Source organism: Shewanella sp. MF05956, from assembly GCF_059758055.1.
The window spans coordinates 45,574-66,187 of record NZ_JCAYNV010000004.1; the positions used below are offsets into that span (position 1 = coordinate 45,574).

At 43.0% G+C, this 20,614-nt stretch carries 17 protein-coding genes; 5 read left to right on the forward strand and 12 right to left on the reverse strand.

All coding sequences use genetic code 11. The features are described 5' to 3' along the window. The 4 genes from AC19MX_RS05565 to AC19MX_RS05580 form a co-directional block, all read right to left on the reverse strand. The gene (locus tag AC19MX_RS05565; RefSeq protein WP_498296907.1) at positions 1–1,416 is read right to left on the reverse strand and encodes an AmpG family muropeptide MFS transporter; all 1,416 of its coding nucleotides are present in this window, start codon (positions 1,414–1,416) and stop codon (positions 1–3) included. A gap of 100 nt (positions 1,417–1,516) precedes the next feature. Continuing rightward, on the reverse strand, positions 1,517–1,843 hold the full coding sequence (locus AC19MX_RS05570; protein ID WP_432399448.1) for a hypothetical protein: 327 nt from the start codon (positions 1,841–1,843) through the stop codon (positions 1,517–1,519). 275 nt (positions 1,844–2,118) lie between these two features. Continuing rightward, on the reverse strand, positions 2,119–2,703 hold the full coding sequence (locus AC19MX_RS05575) for a peptidylprolyl isomerase (RefSeq protein ID WP_160054076.1): 585 nt from the start codon (positions 2,701–2,703) through the stop codon (positions 2,119–2,121). 68 nt (positions 2,704–2,771) lie between these two features. Beyond that, positions 2,772–3,338: a YajG family lipoprotein gene (locus AC19MX_RS05580; RefSeq protein ID WP_498296909.1), complete on the reverse strand. Its 567-nt coding sequence runs from the start codon at positions 3,336–3,338 to the stop codon at positions 2,772–2,774. Positions 3,339–3,598: 260 nt separating this feature from the next. Between AC19MX_RS05580 and AC19MX_RS05585 the strand changes: the two genes are divergently transcribed. After that, a complete protein-coding gene (locus tag AC19MX_RS05585; RefSeq protein ID WP_498296911.1) occupies positions 3,599–4,624 on the forward strand; it encodes a DUF2804 domain-containing protein in 1,026 nt (341 codons plus the stop codon). Positions 4,625–4,700: 76 nt separating this feature from the next. After that, positions 4,701–5,555: a sterol desaturase family protein gene (locus tag AC19MX_RS05590; RefSeq protein WP_498296913.1), complete on the forward strand. Its 855-nt coding sequence runs from the start codon at positions 4,701–4,703 to the stop codon at positions 5,553–5,555. A gap of 38 nt (positions 5,556–5,593) precedes the next feature. On the opposite strand, the gene AC19MX_RS05595 is transcribed toward AC19MX_RS05590, so the two are convergent. The 5 genes from AC19MX_RS05595 to AC19MX_RS05615 all read right to left on the reverse strand — a co-directional run bounded on the left by AC19MX_RS05595 (position 5,594) and on the right by AC19MX_RS05615 (position 12,790). Next, entirely contained in the window at positions 5,594–6,367 is a 774-nt protein-coding gene (locus tag AC19MX_RS05595; RefSeq protein WP_498296915.1) for a class I SAM-dependent methyltransferase, read from the reverse strand. Positions 6,368–6,513: 146 nt separating this feature from the next. Further along, entirely contained in the window at positions 6,514–7,800 is a 1,287-nt protein-coding gene (locus tag AC19MX_RS05600; protein ID WP_498296917.1) for an MFS transporter, read from the reverse strand. Further along, entirely contained in the window at positions 7,797–8,144 is a 348-nt protein-coding gene (locus tag AC19MX_RS05605) for a cupin domain-containing protein (RefSeq protein ID WP_160054082.1), read from the reverse strand. Before AC19MX_RS05605 ends, AC19MX_RS05600 begins: the two co-directional genes overlap by 4 nt. A 63-nt stretch (positions 8,145–8,207) precedes the next feature. Beyond that, entirely contained in the window at positions 8,208–10,505 is a 2,298-nt protein-coding gene (locus AC19MX_RS05610; protein WP_498296919.1) for a heparinase II/III domain-containing protein, read from the reverse strand. Beyond that, positions 10,502–12,790, reverse strand: a complete 2,289-nt coding sequence (locus AC19MX_RS05615; protein ID WP_498296921.1) for a polysaccharide lyase 6 family protein — start codon at positions 12,788–12,790, stop codon at positions 10,502–10,504. The genes AC19MX_RS05610 and AC19MX_RS05615 overlap by 4 nt, the downstream gene beginning before the upstream one ends. Before the next feature lie 571 nt (positions 12,791–13,361). Here AC19MX_RS05615 and AC19MX_RS05620 point away from each other — a divergent pair. Beyond that, entirely contained in the window at positions 13,362–14,102 is a 741-nt protein-coding gene (locus AC19MX_RS05620) for a FadR/GntR family transcriptional regulator (protein ID WP_432399441.1), read from the forward strand. A gap of 436 nt (positions 14,103–14,538) precedes the next feature. On the opposite strand, the gene AC19MX_RS05625 is transcribed toward AC19MX_RS05620, so the two are convergent. Next, positions 14,539–15,684, reverse strand: a complete 1,146-nt coding sequence (locus AC19MX_RS05625; protein WP_498296923.1) for a methyltransferase — start codon at positions 15,682–15,684, stop codon at positions 14,539–14,541. 196 nt (positions 15,685–15,880) lie between these two features. Here AC19MX_RS05625 and AC19MX_RS05630 point away from each other — a divergent pair, with 196 nt between their 5' ends. Continuing rightward, a complete protein-coding gene (locus AC19MX_RS05630; protein ID WP_432399510.1) occupies positions 15,881–16,291 on the forward strand; it encodes a hypothetical protein in 411 nt (136 codons plus the stop codon). Between the two features lie 12 nt (positions 16,292–16,303). Here AC19MX_RS05630 and AC19MX_RS05635 read toward each other — a convergent pair whose 3' ends face one another. Beyond that, positions 16,304–16,774, reverse strand: coding sequence for a type II secretion system protein (locus AC19MX_RS05635; RefSeq protein ID WP_498296925.1), 471 nt, complete (start codon positions 16,772–16,774; stop codon positions 16,304–16,306). A 204-nt stretch (positions 16,775–16,978) separates the two neighbouring features. On the opposite strand from AC19MX_RS05635, the gene AC19MX_RS05640 reads away from it, so the two are divergent. Further along, complete coding sequence (locus AC19MX_RS05640) at positions 16,979–18,736, forward strand: ABC transporter transmembrane domain-containing protein (protein WP_498297249.1); 1,758 nt, start codon at positions 16,979–16,981, stop codon at positions 18,734–18,736. 74 nt (positions 18,737–18,810) lie between these two features. Here AC19MX_RS05640 and AC19MX_RS05645 read toward each other — a convergent pair whose 3' ends face one another. Beyond that, the gene (locus AC19MX_RS05645; RefSeq protein ID WP_498296927.1) at positions 18,811–20,409 is read right to left on the reverse strand and encodes an AMP-binding protein; all 1,599 of its coding nucleotides are present in this window, start codon (positions 20,407–20,409) and stop codon (positions 18,811–18,813) included. Positions 20,410–20,614 lie beyond the last annotated feature (205 nt).

Here is a 20,614-nt window from a genome sequence, read left to right on the forward strand (position 1 = left end):
TTAACCTTTATCCGCTGACACATCAATTGTCCCGTCAGGCGATGCCACTGCGGCAGCAGAGACTTGGTTTTGCGAGCGATTGACCAAGACCACTAACAGCAATACTGGAAAGCCTATCAAACTTGCTGCGACAAAGAAGTTGATGTAGCCAAATGCATCGACATATAAGCCTGAAAATCCGGCGATAAACTTTGGGAACAGCAGCATAATCGACGACAATAACGCGTATTGTGTCGCGCTGTAGCCACTGCTGGTTAAACTCGATAAATAAGCAATAAATGCTGCGGTAGCAATACCGGCACTGAAGTTATCGACCGAAATCGCAAAGGTTAAAAAGGGGATGTTGTAACCAATATAAGCCTGCCACGCGAATAATAAATTGGTGATAGCCACTAATAATGCGCCTAAAAATAGAATCTTCATGGTGCCATAGCGCATCAATAACACACCACCAAAGGCTGCACCCACTAAGGTCATGATTAAGCCGTAGACCTTACTGATAAAGGCGATTTCTTCTTTGTTAAAGCCCATATCAACGTAGAACACGTTGGCCATAATACCCATGACGATGTCAGAAATACGATAACAAGAAATCAGCAGTAAGATTAAAACTGCACTCTTGCCATAACGTTTAAAGAAGTCAATAAACGGCAAAACGCTGGCGCTATAAAGCCAAGCCATGGTCCCAGCGATTTTCTTTGGGTATTTTGCGGCAAAGTCTGCCCGTAGTTGACGTTCTTTTTCGTCAGCATGCTTGGTATCGACTTGCGGTTCTTGACTAAATAGGGTGGTTAAAATACCCACGCCCATCAACATGGCCATAGCAAAGTATGCCGTTTGCCAGGCTTCTAAATTATAAGAGTCATCACCAGGGGAAACCCACGCAGCGATAGTTAATGCGCCAGCGGTGGCAATAATCATCGCACTGCGATAACCCACTTGGTAAGCCGCAGCCAGTGCGGCTTGCATTTTTTCGGGTGCCGACTCAATCCTAAACGCGTCGATAACAATATCTTGAGTGGCAGAAGCAAATGCGAGTAATAAAGCACACAAGGCTAAACGTTCAAGGTTAACGACAGGGTCGCTTACCGACATGCCTAAAATGGCACCGACTAAGCACAATTGCGCAAAGAGCATCCAGCCACGTCGCCGCCCCAAAAAACGTGTAAATAATGGCAGTGACATACGGTCGACAAGGGGAGACCATGCCCATTTAAAAGCGTAGGTTAGGGCTATCCAGCTGAAATACCCAATGGCGGCCCGGTCAACACCCGCTTCACGCAGCCAAAAGCTCAACGTTGAAAAGACCAGCATAAGCGGTAAGCCAGCAGAGAACCCCAGCAATAATAAAATGAACACACGTTTGTGGTAGTAAACCGACAAGGCTTCACGTGCTTGAGAGAAGAAAACCGACATAAGACAACTGGATAAAGGAGAATGGCTCTAGCTTATGTTGCAAGGGGTTTAGGTTCAAGCCATTCACGCAGTTTATTGAACGAGTTTGAGTTAAAAATGATTAAGGTCTGATACCAATACAGCTTTGAGGCATATTGCCGCCGATATTAATGTAGTCACAGCAGTCGTGTACTTGTTGGCGAAGATATTGATTTCCTTTAATTGCCCATCCTGACCAATGGTCAAAACAATACAGTAAGTGCCAAAAAACTTTTTCTGTATCACTGGGTAGGTCGGCAGATTGCTTATTTGGAATGCATTGCCATTCTTCTAGTACATCCCACATATACAATTGAATCTCTTTGTAATCGAGTTGATTGTCTAAAAAGGCTTTGCCGTAATAAGCTAATTGTGGCGCTTTGGTTTCGATAAAATCATTAGCTGTCATGAAAAATGTCCTTGGTAATGGATGCATGATGAAACAGCGACGACGTTGATTAAAATTAGAGTATAGACCCAAAATTTGGCCATGATAGAAAATATGACAAAATTAATTTATGTTAAATAATTATATAATTACTATTTAAATTAAGGGGTTGAAAAGTACGGGAATAAAAAGTTGAGCAAAAACAATAAGCGGAAAGATGGTGGGTGTTCAGAAAATAATCAAAATGCCGATAACGCGCCTAACTGTTAATGATGATTAAGCGCGTAATGATTGTTTTAGCGTGGCAATAATGTCGCTTTTTTCAGCAATACGGTTTTAACCGGTACATCTGGCCAATTTAATGTGCTGTTGTGCTCGGTTTCAACCAATGAGATGGCTTCAAGCACATCCATCCCCTGGGTCACTTCGCCAAACACCGTGTATCCCCAGCGACGTTTTGATGGATCTAATTTTTTGTTGTCACCGACATTAAAATAAAACTGTCTTGTGGCCGAGTGTGGATCGTTATCTCGCGCCATGGCAATGGTGCCCATGGCATTAGACAGACCATTACCAGACTCATTAACAATAGGCGCCATTGATGGGCGTTCTTCAAGTTTAGTGGTTAATCCGCCACCTTGTACGACAAACTCTGCAATAACACGGTGAAAAATTGTGTTGTCGTACTCGCCTTTTACCACATAGGTTAAAAAGTTATCGATGGTTAATGGCGCTCGGGTACGGTCTAATTCAACCACAATTTTGCCCATGGATGTGTCGAACTCCACTTGTGGGTAAATAGTGTCTTTTTGAATATCAACAGCGGCTATGGCAGATAAACTGGTTACCAGCAACAGGCTGGTGGCGAGCCATTTAAACATAGTGAGAGTCCTTTGGGCGGCATCGTGTTGATGCCGCAGATAGCTAAATAGAGAAAATACCGAGGGGATTAACGTTGAATAAACTGATGCAGTTCATCATCGTTAAGGATTTCGGTAGTGAGCTTGTCGATTAATTGATTAATATCGAGCTCTAATGTAGCAAAGTCGGGGCTTAATGGGCCTTTAAGATAGCCATTAGCATTGTATGATTTAGTGAATTGTTGCTGAGCATTTTTTGCCAGTACGTTGATCACTAAACGGGTTTTGGATTCAAAGCTGAATGTGGTGTCGGTAACATCAGCCAATAAGTAATTTAATTGGAATTGTACTGAGTTACGTGCAGCAGGGTCGACGACGTAGCCGGCTTTGATCATACCGTTACGGAACAGCTTATCAAGTTGTTGGCGCATCGGCTCTGTGGTGCCAATCAATTGCGGCGCTTTATCGCCTTCAGTAATGCGTAACACAAAGCTCGCTTCACGAGTGTCTATGGTTTCGATTAACACCTGAGTGTCAGATTCGGTTTGCAAGCTAACCGCACCAAGCGTTGGATTAAGACCGATTTGAGTTGGCTCATAACTGGCACAAGCTGTGAGTAATAATGATGACAGTAAAACGGGAATGAGTGACTTCATATGGCAATAATTTTTAACAAAAGGTAGCTAAAGGATACCAGAAATTGTTTACCATTCCAGTGCAATAGCATATTGCTTAAACAATTATGTGCGGCGTAGACGGTTCGGATGCTCTATGGAAGCGATTGTTTGCCTATCAGTCTAAATGGTGACTTGAAGCTATCATCAATTCAGTTTAGTTTGGTTAAATTCTATTTCGTCGCTTTCTATTGCGTACATTTTATTTCGTTGACTAAATCGTCGCCGAAGCAGGAAAACCAATGCAGCATGTTCAATCACAATTAGCGCCACCCAAATTGATTGCCACTGATGGACAACCAGTTTTTGGTATTTTTGATGGTATTGTCGATTCACTCAATGTAAAACAGTTTGCCTATTTCAATGAGATGGATAAGCCTGCTTCAGCGTTATCGAAACACTTTGATTTTAAGCAATTTCAATTTGTTAGCATTATTACCCCTCATTATATTATTGCCTTGGCCGTTGCGGATATTCGTTATGTTGCCAATGGTTTTTGTTACCTTTACGACATTAAAGCCAATAAGCTCAGGCAAACGCAGTGGTTAACACCGTTAGGGATCGGCTGCCAACTAAGTGAGTCACCTAAACAAGGACGAGCAGCAATAGGCAGTAAGCGAAAAGGTGTTGCGATTGATATTGTCGAAGGCCAATGGCACGTTGAAATAAATTTGGCGGATATTCAGGCCAATTTACGCATACAACCTGCTCCGCTAAGTTTGCCGATAAGCATATGTACGCCAACCGGTTATAACGGCTGGACCTATACGCAAAAGCATAATGGTTTAACGGTAACCGGGCAATTAACGATTCATCATGAGCCACAACCGTTGCAATATGCGCTAGCAGGTTATGACTTTTCTGCTGGATTTATGCGCCGCGAAACCAGTTGGCGCTGGGCATCAATTAATGCGCAAACTGAGGTGGGAATTATCGGGCTTAACCTTGCCGCAGGGGTGAATGAAACTGGTCAAACAGAGAATGTGATGTGGATAAATGGCGAGCGTCACTTATTAGGCGCCGCGCAATTTGATTTTAATCGACATTCGCAACAAGATCTGTGGCATATCACCACCAATGATGGTCAAGTCGATTTGTATTTTAGGCCGCTTAACCAGCGCAGTGAGAAACTCAATTTAATCTGGTTGAAGAATAACTTTAGGCAATATATCGGCTATTTTAGTGGCGTAATAACCGATAACAACGGTAATCAATACCGTCTACATAATCAGCTAGGGTTAACAGAAGACCATTTTGCTAAATGGTGATAGACCAAATGACATAAAGCGGCCGATATAACGCGGTTGTTCAAACGATAAAAATAATAATAAATGGACAGTGAATATGGATATGGATTTATTGATTGCTCACCCTGAGTGGTTATTACTGGTACTGGCACCAATTTTTTTCGGCTGTATTTTGTTGGAATGGTGGTTTGGTGTGCGCGCTAAACGTTTACCTGAAAATGCCCAATATCGCCCTGCAGAAGTGTTGTGCAATTTTGTGTTGGCAGGGATGCATCAAGTCGCCGATATCATTGCAGGCTTATTGATAGCCAAAATCTATTTACACTTCTTTGGTTGGCGTTTGTTCGATATCGACATGACGCTATTAACATTTGGCTTATTACTGATAGCTCAAGACTTTTGCTATTACTGGTTTCATCGCGCAAGCCACCGCATTCGCTGGATGTGGGCTGCCCATGTGGTACATCATAGCTCTGAAAATATGAATTTTAGTACCGCTTTTAGACAAAGCCTTATGTATCCATTAGCTGGAATGTGGTTATTTTGGTTGCCTTTGGTGGTGATTGGATTCGACCCTAACTGGGTGGTGTTTGCGGTATTGCTCAATTTGGGCTTACAGTTTTTTGTTCACACCCAGGCGATTAAATCCTTAGGCCCGTTAGAGTGGATTTTTAACACACCGTCTCACCACCGTGTTCACCATGGGCGCAACCCGCAATACATTGATAAAAACTACGCTGGTGTGTTGATTATTTGGGATAAAATGTTTGGCACCTTTGAGCCTGAAATTGAAACCGTGCGATACGGCATTACTAAACCCGTCAACAGTTTTAACCCACTCGTGGTTACGTTTAGTGAGTGGCGCGACATGTGGCGTGATGTGACTAAGCCTCAATTATCGTTAAAACAACGTCTAAGAATATTATTTTTACCGCCTAAAACACATCAATAATTTACGCACTTGGGTATGTAAAACATTACCGTGTCAGCCTATTTTTCTTTGCTAGCCTTAATTGAGTAAATCAGCGGGATAGGGTGATCATTGTGTATGAGTTGATACCCTTTTTTGTCGATAAATTCCAGGCCTTCGATGCAGTCGTAGGGGCTAAAAGGATACTCATTAACCCCTTCAATACGTAGCCCCGCCGAAATGAGTGCGCTAATGACTTCACTTATCGGGTGCGGCCAAGTGACTACCGTTTCAATTTGGTCGTTGTGGTTTTCGGTGTAGGTGACTTCATCTTCGACATCTGGTTGTGACTGCGCAAAGTATCCATAACCCGACAGGACGTCATTAAACGGATGAAATTCAACTAAATGAAACTCACCGCCAGGGGTTAATGCGCCAGCAATGGTTTGTGCCCAACGAGTTAAATCGGGTAACCAAGCAAGTACGCCATATGAGGTTAAGACGATGTCATACTGCGTGGTGTTATTGTCACCGAATTGATAGATGTCATTGTTGATAAATGTTACTGGTAAATGCAACTGGGCTGCCAGCTTTTTTGCTGTTGCAATCGACTCGCTTGATAAGTCTACCCCAGTCACTTTAGCGCCCAATCTTGCCCACGATAAGCTGTCTTGACCAAAATGACATTGTAGGTGTAACAGGCTTTTGCCTTGTACATTGCCAACTTGTTCAAGTTCAATGGGATTTAATGATGACTTGCCATCGATAAACGCCTGTAGGTCGTAAAATGATGAGTCTAGATGAATATTGGTACGCTGATCCCATGCGTGCTTATTGATTGCTAAGTAGTCCATTTTTGTGTTCTTATTCGCCTTATTCACAATAGCTAATCATATTACTGGTTTGCCTGTCAGTATGCTAATCGATGGATGTTATTTGTTTATATAAAAAAGGCTTGCTAACACCGGGTTAGCAAGCCTTTTTACTGATCATGAAGATATTATGATTTGGGTTTAACGGGTTGTATTTTTCCGCCTAACCATAACGATATTAACGCCAATGGTACCAGTGCCGCGCCTAAGATAAAGAAGGCTGTATAGTCGCCTCCTTGAGTCATCATTGGCACCAATTGAATGGTGATGATGACACTTAACACCGCCGCCGTACCGCTAATGCCAGCTAATGTCCCCACGGTTTTACCTGAAAAATAATCGCTAGGTAAGGTTTGCACATTACCAATCGCGGTTTGAAAACCAAATAAAATAACCGCAATTAACCCCATCGCTAACCAAGGTGTGGCCGCTTGTGAGGTTAATAACAGGGCCGGAAGCATGACTACACAACCTAGTACAATCGCGCTGCGACGCGCTTTATTCACGGTCCAGCCACGGCTTAATAAATGGCCGCTTAACCAGCCACCAAACAATGCGCCAATAGCTGCACCGACATAAGGCAACCACGCAAATGCACCAATTTCTTTAACATCAAATCCAAATTTTTCATTTAAGTACAGAGGCAACCAGGCAACAAAAAGCCACCAAATAGGGTCAATAAAAAAGCGAGCTGAAATAACCCCCCATGCTTCACGATGGCTTAATAACTGGCTCATTGTAGGCACGTATTCTTTCGCTTGTTTCTCTTCACTTGAGCATTGTTGCCCGGTAAGAATGTATTGGCGTTCAGTTTCGGTGATCCATGGGTGAGCATCAGGCGCTGACTTGTAGATAATCATCCATGGGATGATCCAGATAAGCCCTAAAGAACCAATCACAATAAACGTCGCTTGCCAGCCTAAAAAGGCATATAAAAAAGCAATGAGTGGCGGTGCAATAATAGAGCCCAAAGAGGCGCCTGAGTTAAAAATACCTTGAGCTAAGGCGCGCTCTTTAATTGGAAACCATTCTGCGTTGGCTTTAGTGGCACCCGGCCAGTTACCGGCTTCACCCAGACCTAAAATGGCTCTGAATATGGCAAATGACATGGCAGTGGCTGCAATAGCATGTAACGCAATGGAGACCGACCACACGACGATGGACAGTAAAAAGCCTAAACGTGTGCCAATAGCATCAAAAATTTTACCAAACAAAGACTGACCGATAGCATAAGAGATCATAAACACCGTAATAATATTGGCATAATCGCTTTTATCTAAACCTAAGTCTTCGGCAATGCCAGGCCACATAATCGCAAGCGCGGAGCGGTCGATATAGTTAATCACGGTGGCTAGGGCGACTAAACTCACCACTAGCCAACGTAAATGCTTTAGCTTGAATGGACTGTTTTTCATGCTAAGTCCTCAACAAAGTCTTCACGTGGCGGGCTAAAGGTATCGATTAAAATACCGCCAGTTGGACACACCGCGCCGTGATCTACATGAGGCGGAACAAAAAAGCTGTCACCGGCATGGAGTATTTGAATCACGCCGTCGACATTGACATGAAACTCGCCTTCTACAACATACGAGACTTGCGAATGACGGTGGGCATGTACGTAGCCTTCTGCACCTTTATCAAACCAAATTTTAACTGCCATCAACTCATGGTTATAACCCAGCATTTGACGCTTTAATCCACCGCCAATATCTTGTATTTCTGTTTTATCGCCAAAGCCAAAATGTTGATTCTGTTTCATAGTCGATGCTCCTAAATTTTTGTTATTAATTTGCTAATTATTCGTTTGCTAGTTATTGGTTTGCTAATTGAGTTTGTTCATTTCGATTAATTGGGTTCGCCCTGTAAAAGGGTATGCCACACCATTGATGTTTATGACACTGTGCGTTTTCGAGGTAATTGCCTGCTCAGTTTGATTGATGGCAAGTAAGTATTGCTGGCCATCGGTAAAGCTAATTTGCACCGCTTCGAGCTCTGCTTGCTGGTAATGAATGAGCTTGGCGACCTTGCTGGTGGCATCAAGGGTGTATTCTTTAGCTGGATTGTATTCACCGTGCGGTTCAATCACGCTGACATAGGTGTGGTTAGTGGCGGTGACTCTGTGAATAAACGCCTGCTGTTGGCGTAAGTTCATGTTTGGGTCATTAGCCCCTAATTGAGTAAACAACATCTGTTCTTGAGTGGCACTGTTGGAGTGAGTGTTGACTAACGTGCTGTAGCTGTAAAAATGGCCGTTGTCGTTTAGCCATGTCACTCTTGCCAGTGTATTGTCAGTATTGTCTTGGGCTAAGTTAGCCTTTGCTAACAACCATAAGTGCTGATAGCCGTGTTTTGTGCCTAATGTTGACAGTTGTGTCAGTGATGCTTCACGGCTAAAGCTGGTGTCGATTAACTGCCCTTCATAGTGCACGGGTAGGTCGTACTGATGAGGCTTGTTTGCATTCACTTGCAGGATATCAATTCCGAATACAGCATCACGTTTTTCAATTTGAATTAACGCTTGAGTGCGCTTGAACTTGACGTCTTCATAGGCGCTGTCTATGGATGCCGAAGCAATCGTGAGCCCGGGTTGTGGGTCAAAAAAGTGTAACGAGGGATGAAACTGATTTGCCGTTTTTACTTTGCCATTAAAGTGGCTTGTTTCATCAACCACGAGGGTGTTGTGCGCAATGGTTTGCTTAGCCCAGGAATCGTTTTCGGGTAAATATCCACCGCCAAATTTAGCTTCAATATTTAAAAAGCGTGCCGCGCCATAGTCCGAGATTATTTCATTACCCGCATCATAAAATTGCCAGGTGAGTTTATCAAAATGGCCATGACCTAAACCTTGCTCAGTGGCTTTAAATACTATGGCTTGATCGGTGGTGCGACCCTGGCGCATAACGACTAGCGCACCTTTGTCACCTTGCTTACCATCTCGATATAAAGCAGAGGTAAATGGGAAGGGTTGCATAAGCCCTTTGTCTAGTGCTTGTGCCACTTTGAGGCCGTCACCGGTAAGTAGGATATTGTGTTGTTGTTTAGCGATATCTAATAGTTGAGGATCGCTGTTTATCCCATAGGCAATCGCGACACCATTCACTAGCTCTATAGTATCGATAGCTTTGCTTTTTATGGCGTCGTTAAGTGGAAACAACAGTGTGTTGTAACTGAGCGCGACCGAAGTATTGATGGCTTTGAGTAAGATGCCATCTCGGTATTGAAAAATCTTTCGTTGCGGCTCATTTTGCTCAATGGCTTTAGCAAAAGTGACAAACGGCATTAAGGCATAACGTTGATAATAAGGACCTTCGTTGTAATAACCGTCTGGTGAAAATAACTCGTCGAGTTGGCGCATAAAGCCGCCTTTTTTCGAGAAGGTTAAATCATACAATGCTCGCTCAACCCATAATGGTTTGCCCAAAACATAGCCGCTCATGCCCACCGCCGCAGTGGCCCATGTTCCGTGGTTATGTACTTTGTTAAACGTGCGTGGCGACTGCTCAGACAAAAACAATACTGCAGGCGTAATTGCGCCTGTTTCAATACGTTCACGTTCAGATGGTGTTAACGAGTCATAAATAAAATCATAGGCTTGGACTGTGTGCATTAACCAAACAGCTTCGTTTAGCCCTTGCCAAAATAATTTACCTTCGTTGCTGCTTTTGCGTTTTGGGTGCAATGGAAGCTCAGGATAAAGTTTGGCATATTGCAACAGCATGTCTTTTACGTATGTCGCGTATTTTTTTTCACCGGTGAGTTGGTAAATGATGCCAGTGTCGTACATTTGCTGATAATTACTTTTGTGTTTTTCGTGGGTATAACCGCCGCCAGCATCAACAGGTACAGGGACCTCAATAGGTTGAGTGAGCCCAAGATCCACTTCAGTTCGCTTGGCATAAAATGCATCTTGAAACGCGCCAGGCTGAGTGATGGCCAGCTGCATGGCGGCTACGTCTTGCTGATTAATCACAAGGTTTGGATGGTTAGCCGCAAATACCGGCATGGCTGCGCTAAACGAGGTAAATGTTATGAGTGTCAGGCTGGCGAATAGGGCAATACTGTACTTACGCATGCTCTGGATTAACTGACTTCTGCCATTGTCTTGCTTGATGTTATTCATCGTGTTTGCACTTTGTTATTGTTGATATTGGCTGTGTGTTTTCCTTGAGTGACAAACTCTGTCACCTGTGGGGCAGGGGTATTAATGAGCTGATTATTAGCGATGGTTGTTTGCGGTTCTCCTACGGTATGGAAAACGCTAATGGAGGCACTGTCGGTAAATGTGTTGTGTGCTATTTGGCTTACCTGAACGCCATGCAGATTCAATATTGACTCAGTATGATTTTGTTGGCCTTTACCCACATGGGTGAACTTATTGTGGCTAACTAATACATGCGGGCCAAAGGTGCTTTCATCGGTGCCGCCGCGATAAACCGTAGCAACAATACCGCCAATATCGTCAAACTGATTGTGCGTTAGGTTAAGGTATTCGGCGTTATAGATACCGATGTCGTCGGTTTCTTTATTCAGGCGAAAAACATCACCACTAATGAGACGGAACTGGCTGTTATTAACATTAATCGTATCGGCAAAAGCACGGCTGCCTGAGTCGAAAAAATGAAAGGCATTACTGTTATTGAGCTGCTCAACAATGCTATTGCTCATGTCAAAACGGTAGTTGGTCAACATGCCCCATTTTAGCGTTCTGATGACACTGTTGCCTGGCGCATCTGGGCTGAGTTGGCCGTTAATGACAAGCCCTTCGAGTTGTAAGTTACCGTTGTTTTGAATTTCAAATAGACTTGGGCGTTCAAAACTAACAATGGCTTTATGCGTGTTTGCGGCTTTAAACGTTAAGGTTTTATTGATAGCAAGCAGGGTATCGATGTTGTATTGGCCATCGCTGAGTAATAATGTGTCACCCGATAATGCTGCTGCCACGGCATTGCCTAACTCTCCATCGGCATTGCTGACCTTAATAACCTTGCCTGATTGAAACTCAACAGTGGGTTCAGATTTAGGATACCAAGTAGGACCCGTTTGCTGTTTAGTTGTGGGGATTAACGTACTACTGACGCCATACTGTGCAAGCCTGGTATCACTAGGATATAGCAAACCGTTTGCCGCACGAGTCAAAGTAATATTGTGGGTGCTTATGCCCTTTTTTATGATTGGATTTAAGTCTTTGCTGGCAAAGTTAGTGATGTTGTCGCTAAAGCGCAAACCGCTTATGTCGTCATGCAAACTCAATGGGGATTGTGGGTTGATAAAAAGGTTTTGAGTGAGCGTGCTGTCTTTAGGTGGAGCCGAGCGTTCGCTGTCACTGCCTGCTGCCAGTTCTATGTGGTCTAAGTTAATAAAGCTGTTGTGGTTAATATTGGCATTCACCACCTGGTGATAACGATTGATCGGCGAGTTTGGCACGCCATTCATAATGGTAAATCCGCTACCAAACCGCGTACCCGTGAGCCCTTCAAGATAGTTGTTGGTGACGGTTTGATCGCGGTTAATAATGCGGATCCCACCAGTGTGATCAATACCGTTACCGAAGAAAATATTACTGTCGATAATATTACCGTTGCCATGCCTTAGGGTTAATGTGCCCCGAGACTGGTAAAACAAATTGTTTTGTATGCGGTTTTGTTCTGATTTAACCGAAATGATTTCAACTTCACCGTCACAGCGATCAAAGTAGTTATTTTCGACCACGGTAAATGAATTGGTCAGTGAGTGATGGCTAGTGCCAATTCTAATGGTTTCACCGCCGTTAGAGCCCAAAATAGGTCGTGGGCCAAAATAGTTGTGATCGATTCGATGATGATTTTGTTGATTTTGCTCACCTTCAAGGCGAACTGCTAATGTGACTCCAGCATTACGTTTACCAACAAAATGACTATGATCGAGGCGATTGTGCTGGCCGTACATGCCAATCCAATTATCTGACATTTGACGGTCTGGGTTGTTGTAATTGTCGATAACGACTTCGGTGATACGCGAATGATTGGCAAGCTCGGTATCGCTCTTCTTAAAGGCAATAACTTCATTAGTTGGAGTGAAGCCATCTTTAAATACTAGGCCCGAAACCTGCAGATATTCGCCAGCGAGTTGAAGGTTAGATTGGCCAGACAAGATAACGCTGCCTTTGGTTTGGGCAGTTAATGTCACAGGGTGTTTAGCAGTGCCTTTAGCTGTAAATACGATTTCAAAGTCTTGCCAGGTGCCATTTTGTAAAATGATGCTATCGCCTGGTTGCAGCTGCTTTAATACTTGCTGATATTGCGCTTGCGATGTCACCAAGTGTTCTTGTGCATTCACCTGAGCCGTCAAGGGTATAAGCAGTGATAACACCAATAGTTGTCTGAGTAACCCATACGTAAATGGTGTGTGGGAGTTGAATGGGTTCATGTTGTCTCTCTAGTCGAGCCTAATTAATTTTCTACCAATGAATCTATGTAAATAGGTAGAGCTGATAACCTTCACTATGAAAAACACGTTTAGCGTTTGAGTGTCACAATTTGTCATTGTGTTAGCGTGTCTGCATCAAAGGGGGTTTAAGGAATGATTTAAGGCTTAAAGGTGATGAAATGAGGTACACAACATGATTGCATTAGGTTGTTTGTTCGCTTCGAGCCTGTTTGCAATACTATTTATTTTGTTAAATTTCACGTTAATCTCCCCAGATTTGTGTATTCGTTCTGTCAGCGGAACATGCCGCTATTAAGGCATGTTGAACATAACTTTGCGCCTGAATAGAAACTAACCAACAATTAACATTGTGTCAACCAATTTGCTTTACCAATTGACGTGTTTTTATTGCTAATTGTTATTACCAATGCTTTTAAAGCCCGGACAATGTGCTATTATTTTTATTATGTGAGTGGCATGTCATGTTATTAGTTGTTTGCTGTCACGGTTTTAACCGATAATATGTCAGTATTAAACCACTAAATTGGTTTTACTTTTCGAAGGAAGGTATATGAAAAACCGTCGTTTATTTTGGCGAATAGTCGATACGATTGAAGCCTCCATCGCCTGTGGCGAGTATCCGGTAGGCAGTCGTTTACCCCCAGAGCGAGAGCTTGCAGAGAAGTTTGAAGTCAGCAGGCCGACCATTCGTGAAGCGATTATTGCGTTAGAAGTACGTGAAAAAGTGGAAGTGAAAACCGGCTCTGGTGTTTATGTTGTCAATAATCAAAAGCAAAGCGTTAGTGTAAACAGTGTAAACGCTTTTGAGTTGACTCAAGCTCGTGCGCTTGTAGAAGGTGAAATCGCCGCATTAGCCGCTAAGACCATCACAGCAGAAGAGCTTGAAAAGCTCCACGGTACCTTAGTGATGATGAAAGACATGCAAAATGTCGAAGAAGCAGATGAACTGTTTCATCAAATTATCGCGTACTCCACTCGCAATGGTGCGCTAATTAATTTGTTTGAAAATATGTGGTCATTGCGTTCATCAAGTAACGAAATCATTGAAGATTATAATATTGTCTGCAGTACCGATAATAATAAAACCTTGGCCGAGCATACGGCGATTTATGAAGCGTTATCTGCCCATGATGCTGCTGAAGCACGACTCGCAATGCATAAGCATTTTAATAGATTAATCAATGTTTTATTTGATAAATTAGAACAGCAAGCTTTGGAAGAAGTGCGCCGTAAAAATAGTGCGAACCGGGATTTATACTCGATTGAGAATTTAGTTAAAATCAAAGGCTAAATGGCTTTACAATATTACATTGATGATCAAACGCGCTAGCATTTTTGTTAGCGCGTTTTTTTATGTTCCATCATAAAAAAAGACCCCAAAGATAACTAAGGGGCCGACTAGTGGTATGAGACAGAGGAGCTCAACCTTAAAATAAGCGACGTCCATGTCGAGTGTTGTCATATGTTGATGGGGTAAACCTAAACGTAAACCTGAATTTGGGCCACTATCGACTACATAATTTGGTTAAAGCTAAGTTGGTAATACGATTTTAGTCTTTGGTTATGATTCGTGTCAACCAATTTAGTTTATTGGTAAGTCCAATTGAGTTGTCGCAATTATAATTGGGGAGTGTAAATGGACGTAATGCAGTAATGAAAATGAATTGTTGGCGGTAAATCATCCGATACCCAAGCTCTCGAGCCTAGGTATCGGTTATCTTGTCGGATTATTTTTTAGCTTGTAATATGACGAATTTCCCGTTGGCGGCAATTGTTGTGCAGTTATTAAAAATACGTTTTATTTTAACGTGATAGGCTAAGTGCCGGTTGCCGACAACATGTAAAATACCGCCTGTTTTTAAGCGCTTGTACGCATCAACAAACATTTGCCATGCAATATGATCGGTAATGGCTTCACCCTGATGAAAAGGGGGATTACACAGTACCAAATCTGGGCTGATCTGTTCGGGTAAATTAGTTAAGCAATCATCCCAATAAAAATGTCCGTGTGGCGCGTTATCAGAAGACTCTAATGCATTGTGCTGCCAATTATGCTTTGCCGATGCGATGGCCATATCAGAGTCGTCAACAAAGTGAATTTGCGCTTGTGGGTAACATTGTTTTGCATGAAGCCCCAAAATGCCATTACCACACCCTAAATCAACAACATGTGTAAAGTCTCCCTTAGGCATGTTATCGAGCATTATTCTCGCGCCTATATCTAATTTATTTGCTGCAAACACATTTGCTAAGTTGCTGATCGTCAGTCCTAACTCGTTCACCTTCCAATTAACTGGTGCTGCGATAGTACGGGCATTACCATCACTGATACAGCTAATCACTCGGGTGTTTTTCCAGGCTAAGCTGGCACTTGATTGACCTAAATTTTTGTCAATAAGGCTGAGTAAGGCTGCATTTATCGACTTGGCTTTAGCTGAAATTAATACCGCTGTTCCCGCAGGGAGAATGGTTGATAATCGGGCAAGCTGTTGGCCAAAATAATGGAGGTTTTTAGGTAACTTCATTAACACCAGTTGAGTATTGCGCGGCAGAGACTCACGGCTATTAATGATTTGCAAAGACTCAGGCGTTAAATGATTGTGCTGTAAATTATACTGGCAACCGAGCAAACTGGTTTTTGCATCGGTTTCGAGGGTGATTGGCCACTGATTGTTAACGGCGGTTAACGCACAGGTTAATGCGCCAAAACTGTCATTCAGTATGGCTGTTGGCACTACAGGCTGCTGACTATCGATTAAGTGTTTAATCAAATGTTCATCAGCGGCGTCCCATGCTTGTAAGTTTGAGGCTTGTTGAGTGGGGTAACGATAGAGCTCAAGTTCAATGCCTGCGCAAGCAAATTGGGTGGTCATGGGTGTATTACCTAAATAAAAAATTGTGATGAATTGCCAAGGAGGTGTTTATTGCGCTCAATGCGGCTCAATAAACACTTGGTCATTATCTCAGATATCGCCTAGCAGCGCGAGAAATTGCGATGTCGACAAAGATTGCTATTCGCTAAGCGGTTGAGTAAATTGTCATTATCATAAAGTATTTCAAGGGATAATGATGAAAGGTGCTGGTGGAACAAGCGGCGGTATAGGGCAATTTTTTATTGGCTTAGCCATGATGTGTGGCGGTTTTTACATGTTACTCAATGCCATCAAAGTGACCAGTTCATTTGGCTTTGGCAGTCATTTGTATCAATTTGGTGGTTTTGGATTAACGAGTGGCATGGTCATGATCCCATTTATGTTTGGGGTCGGGTTAATGTTTTATAACGGTAAAAACCCTCTGGGTTGGCTGCTTACCTTTGGGTCGTTAGTCGCTCTTATATTTGGCGTGATCAGTGCGATTAACTTTCGGTTTTCGTACATGAGCGCATTCGATTTAATTGTCATTTTAGTATTGAGTATTGGTGGCTTAGGGTTATTTTTGCGTTCATTAAAAAACATTGAAGCTCGTTATCCTGACGCTTAACGATAGTCGCAGTTAGCAACCGCTGGTTTCAACATTAATGATTGGCCGTGCAGTGGTTGATGTCGCTTGCCTATAGCGTAAATAACATTGGGCAACGCCAGCATCTTCTGCAATATCCCCATGCCAATAAATCCAAGCGCCAGAGTAAACACTTGCGCGTTTTTGCCAGTCGTCTGCAGGGATATTCATCAATAAATCTATACCCGCAGCAGTGCCGTTGGGGTAACCATAAGCTAACACCACGTCTACACCATCAATGTTGAGCGTGGTTGATGCAAGCCTTTCAACTCCCGCGATAGCGGCTTTAGAGTAGGTTAATGTGGCGGCAGATTGCATTGCTGCTTCCATTCCCACCATGGTGGCGACAATGGCTTCTTTACGTAAACTGATGAATTTACTGCTCGCAACGATGGCAAGTATTGCCAAAATGACAATCACAATAACGAGTTCGATTAAGGTGAACCCTTTAGGTTTGTTTAACATGTTTTGCATAGCCTATTTATTATTATTTGTTTTTTGTACCTATAGATTTTGGTTTGCCTAGTTTATTGGGTGTATAAGGCATCTACAATCTCACATTTTGTTGTTACTATCATTTTATCTTAGTTTTATTTGTTGGTTAATACTGTGACGAACTCACCGACACCGCCATCTGATGTTACTGCTACTTCAGACTCGGCCTCAATTGTGACTACACCATACCGCGTCTTGCCCTGGATTTTGCATTTTTTATCTCCTTATAAATTAAAGGTCGTTGCTGCCATCATCTTTTTGTTCATCGGTTCGCTTGCGTGGTTATCACTTGGGCAGGGCGTAAAAATGATGGTTGATGAAGGGTTTATTGCCGACAATGCCGCCAGATTAAATGAGATCATGTTGATTATTGTTGGGATTACCGCAATTAGTGGTACGGCAGTTTTTTGTCGATTTTATTTAATGACATGGCTGGGCGAGCGGGCAAGCGCAGACATCCGCTTGCAGGTTTATCAGCATCTGTTGTCGTTATCGCCAGGCTTTTTTGCTACTCAACGTACCGGTGAAGTCATTTCTCGATTTACTGCTGACAGTACGTTAATTCAAAGTGTGGTGGGGTCGAGCTTATCAATGGCATTGAGATCGGGCGTAACAGTATTAGGCGGTATTGTTATGATGGGCTTTACCAGTGTAAAGCTGACTTTGCTGGTGCTGTTAGCGGTACCTTTAGTGCTGGGGCCTGTGAGTTATTTTGGCCGTAAAGTGAGAGTGTTGTCGCGTAAAAGCCAAGATCGTGTCGGTGATTTAGGCGCATATATTGATGAAACCTTACATGAAATCCATACCGTTCAGGCTTATACCCATGAAGCAAAAGATCGCCAACTATTTTCCGATCGCGTAGAGGCGGTAATGGATGTGGCAAAAGGGCGTATTAAGTATCGTGCTTTATTGATTTCTACTGTGATGTTTTTAAGTATTGGTGCCATTGCATTTGTGACCTGGGTCGGCGCAAAAGATGTGATGAGCGGTAACATTAGTGCCGGAGAGCTATCAGCATTTATGTTTTATGCCGTCATGGTGGCCGGCGCAGTCGCGACAATTAGCGAAGTATTTAGTGAAATTCAACGCGCATCTGGTGCGGCAGAACGCTTAATGGAACTGGTTTATACCCCCGTTGATATTCCGCAGCAAGCTGTACCCAATCAATTGAGTTTGCCGGTAAAAGGGTTGCTGCATTTCAATAATGTGGTGTTCGCATACCCCTCTGACAGCGGCCAAGATGTCATCCGGCAATTGTCGTTAACCATTCAGCCTGGAGAGCGTGTCGCGCTTGTTGGACCCAGTGGTGCAGGTAAAAGTACTCTGTTTGAGTTAATGATGCGTTTTTACCAACCCAAAGCCGGGCAAATCTTATTAGATGATGTTGATATTGCAGCCTTGTCTTTAACTGATTTACGTCAGCAGTATGCATTAGTCCCGCAAGAGTCGGTCATTTTTGCAATGAATGTGCTTGAAAATGTGCGTTACGGTCGTTTATCTGCAACTGACGATGAGGTCATTCAGGCATGTACTGCGGCTAAAGCAGATGAGTTTATCCGCGAATTTACTGATGGCTACGCAACGTATCTTGGTGAGCGCGGCGTGAGATTATCGGGTGGCCAAAAGCAACGAATTGCTATTGCCAGAGCCATTTTAGCCGACAGACCATTGTTGTTACTTGATGAGGCGACCAGTGCCTTAGATGCGGTGAGTGAAGTTAAAGTGAAGCAAGCCCTTGATTCATTAATGGCAAAACGCACCACGGTGATTATTGCTCACCGATTAGCGACGGTGATTAATGTTGATCGTATTTTTGTGATGGATAAAGGTCAGTTAGTTGCGAGCGGCACCCATAATGAATTGATGACTAGCAATGCGTTATATCGGGAATTTGCCAGTCTGCAATTGCTGATGGACAGCGAACCCGCTTAGTGAGTATGGTTTTTAATAAAAAAAGATGCCTCGGCATCTTTTTTATTGTGCGAACAATTAAAGATATTGTGAGCTTATTTGCGAAGTTCCCGGCGTAAAATTTTACCTACGGTACTTTTTGGTAGTTGCTCTGTAAATTCAATAATCCGCGGTACCTTGTAGGCCGTTAATTGGCTGCGACAATAGTCATTAATAATTTGCTTCGTTACTTCTAGGTCGGCAGAAGGTTGTTTTAATACAATAACGGCTTTTACGGCTTCGCCAGTACGTTCATCATCGACACCCACAACCGCACACTCAAGCACGAGTTCATTGGTTGAAAGTACGTCTTCAACTTCATTTGGGTAAACATTAAAGCCTGAAACGATAATCATGTCTTTTTTACGATCGACAATGGTGTGGTAACCATCTTCGCTAGCAATGCCAATATCACCCGTTTTAAAGAAACCATCTCGGGTCATGACTTTGGCTGTTTCTTCAGGTTTGTTCCAATATCCTTGCATCACTTGCGGTCCACGAACAGCTAACTCACCGGCTTGGCCAGTGGCGACTTCATTGTCATCCATATCCAGCACTTTAACCTCGGTGCCCAATACCGGTTTACCAATTGTGCCAAGGCGTTGATAGCCTGGTGAGTTCAAACTGACAACCGGTGATGTTTCTGACAGACCATATCCTTCAGAAATCATGCAACCAGTGGTTTGTTGCCATAAATTTGCCGCGGCACTGGTTAAGGCGGTACCGCCTGAAATAGTGATGGTCATTTTACTGAAATCTAAGGCTTTAAATTCTGGTTGATGGCATAAGCCCACAAACAAAGTGTTTAACCCCGCAAACCCGGTAAAAGGGTAGGTTTTCATTGTATTGATTAACCCTGCGATATCGCGTGGGTTAGGGATCAACACCGAGCAACTACCCGATTCAAAATACAACACTAAATTCACCATAAACGCATAAATATGATAAATCGGTAGCGGCGCAACAAATACATCATGACCTTGATTCATAGTGCTTGCGACACGTGATTTTACTTGAGCAGAGTTGGCTAAAAGGTTGCCATGATTGAGCATCGCACCCTTTGATAAACCCGTTGTTCCACCAGTATATTGCAAGGCAATTAAGTCATCATGATTGGGCGTTACTGCTTGATATTGCTGTTTTGCCCCTTCTGCTAGCACGTCTAAAAACGTCATTGTCGCAAACGGCGCTTCTGGTTGCGGCTGTGCCTCAATCAAGTCCATTGCGTGAGTTGATATGACCAACTCAACCGGAGTGTTATTGACCACATTGGTTAATGTGGGTAATAAATCGGATAGCACGACTAAGGCTTTGGCTCCAGAGTCATTAAACTGGTGGGTTAGTTCCCGTTCGGTATACATAGGGTTGGTATTGACTAACACCATACCTGCGCGAATTATGCCATATGCGGCTATAACAAATTGAGTAATATTAGGCAGTTGAAGTGCAACCCTATCGCCTGGTTGTAAATTGGTGCAATGTTGTAGGTAAGCTGCAAAATGGCGTGAATCACGTTCTATTTCACTGAATGTGGTGTCTTTTCCTAAACAGGCATATGCCGTGTTATCAGCAAACTTGTGACAAGATTTCTCAATGAGATCGACGATAGATGTGTATTGCTGTAAATCGAGTGTTGAATCAGCATCATAAGCCATGCTTACCCCCAGTAAATTTTGAGTTGTTATTGTTTTTAAATCAAACGTCCGTTTAGATTATTCCTCTAAGCTACACGGGTCGCGTTTAATTGGCAAAGGTTGTATCAGGATTGCCATTTTTTGTTATCTCCCTTCGAACGCTGTCGAAAAAAGCGTTTATACCTGTGTAAATTTTTGTATACAATCGTGTTTTGTGGTTGTTTTG

What these genes read in the sequence shown, in the direction of transcription:
- AC19MX_RS05565 (WP_498296907.1), bottom strand. Translation starts at nt 1,416, where the DNA reads ATGTCGGTTTTCTTCTCTCAAGCACGTGAAGCCTTGTCGGTTTACTAC.
- AC19MX_RS05570 (WP_432399448.1), bottom strand. Translation starts at nt 1,843, where the DNA reads ATGACAGCTAATGATTTTATCGAAACCAAAGCGCCACAATTAGCTTAT.
- AC19MX_RS05575 (WP_160054076.1), bottom strand. Translation starts at nt 2,703, where the DNA reads ATGTTTAAATGGCTCGCCACCAGCCTGTTGCTGGTAACCAGTTTATCT.
- AC19MX_RS05580 (WP_498296909.1), bottom strand. Translation starts at nt 3,338, where the DNA reads ATGAAGTCACTCATTCCCGTTTTACTGTCATCATTATTACTCACAGCT.
- AC19MX_RS05585 (WP_498296911.1), top strand. Translation starts at nt 3,599, where the DNA reads ATGCAGCATGTTCAATCACAATTAGCGCCACCCAAATTGATTGCCACT.
- AC19MX_RS05590 (WP_498296913.1), top strand. Translation starts at nt 4,701, where the DNA reads ATGGATATGGATTTATTGATTGCTCACCCTGAGTGGTTATTACTGGTA.
- AC19MX_RS05595 (WP_498296915.1), bottom strand. Translation starts at nt 6,367, where the DNA reads ATGGACTACTTAGCAATCAATAAGCACGCATGGGATCAGCGTACCAAT.
- AC19MX_RS05600 (WP_498296917.1), bottom strand. Translation starts at nt 7,800, where the DNA reads ATGAAAAACAGTCCATTCAAGCTAAAGCATTTACGTTGGCTAGTGGTG.
- AC19MX_RS05605 (WP_160054082.1), bottom strand. Translation starts at nt 8,144, where the DNA reads ATGAAACAGAATCAACATTTTGGCTTTGGCGATAAAACAGAAATACAA.
- AC19MX_RS05610 (WP_498296919.1), bottom strand. Translation starts at nt 10,505, where the DNA reads ATGAATAACATCAAGCAAGACAATGGCAGAAGTCAGTTAATCCAGAGC.
- AC19MX_RS05615 (WP_498296921.1), bottom strand. Translation starts at nt 12,790, where the DNA reads ATGAACCCATTCAACTCCCACACACCATTTACGTATGGGTTACTCAGA.
- AC19MX_RS05620 (WP_432399441.1), top strand. Translation starts at nt 13,362, where the DNA reads ATGAAAAACCGTCGTTTATTTTGGCGAATAGTCGATACGATTGAAGCC.
- AC19MX_RS05625 (WP_498296923.1), bottom strand. Translation starts at nt 15,684, where the DNA reads ATGACCACCCAATTTGCTTGCGCAGGCATTGAACTTGAGCTCTATCGT.
- AC19MX_RS05630 (WP_432399510.1), top strand. Translation starts at nt 15,881, where the DNA reads ATGAAAGGTGCTGGTGGAACAAGCGGCGGTATAGGGCAATTTTTTATT.
- AC19MX_RS05635 (WP_498296925.1), bottom strand. Translation starts at nt 16,774, where the DNA reads ATGTTAAACAAACCTAAAGGGTTCACCTTAATCGAACTCGTTATTGTG.
- AC19MX_RS05645 (WP_498296927.1), bottom strand. Translation starts at nt 20,409, where the DNA reads ATGGCTTATGATGCTGATTCAACACTCGATTTACAGCAATACACATCT.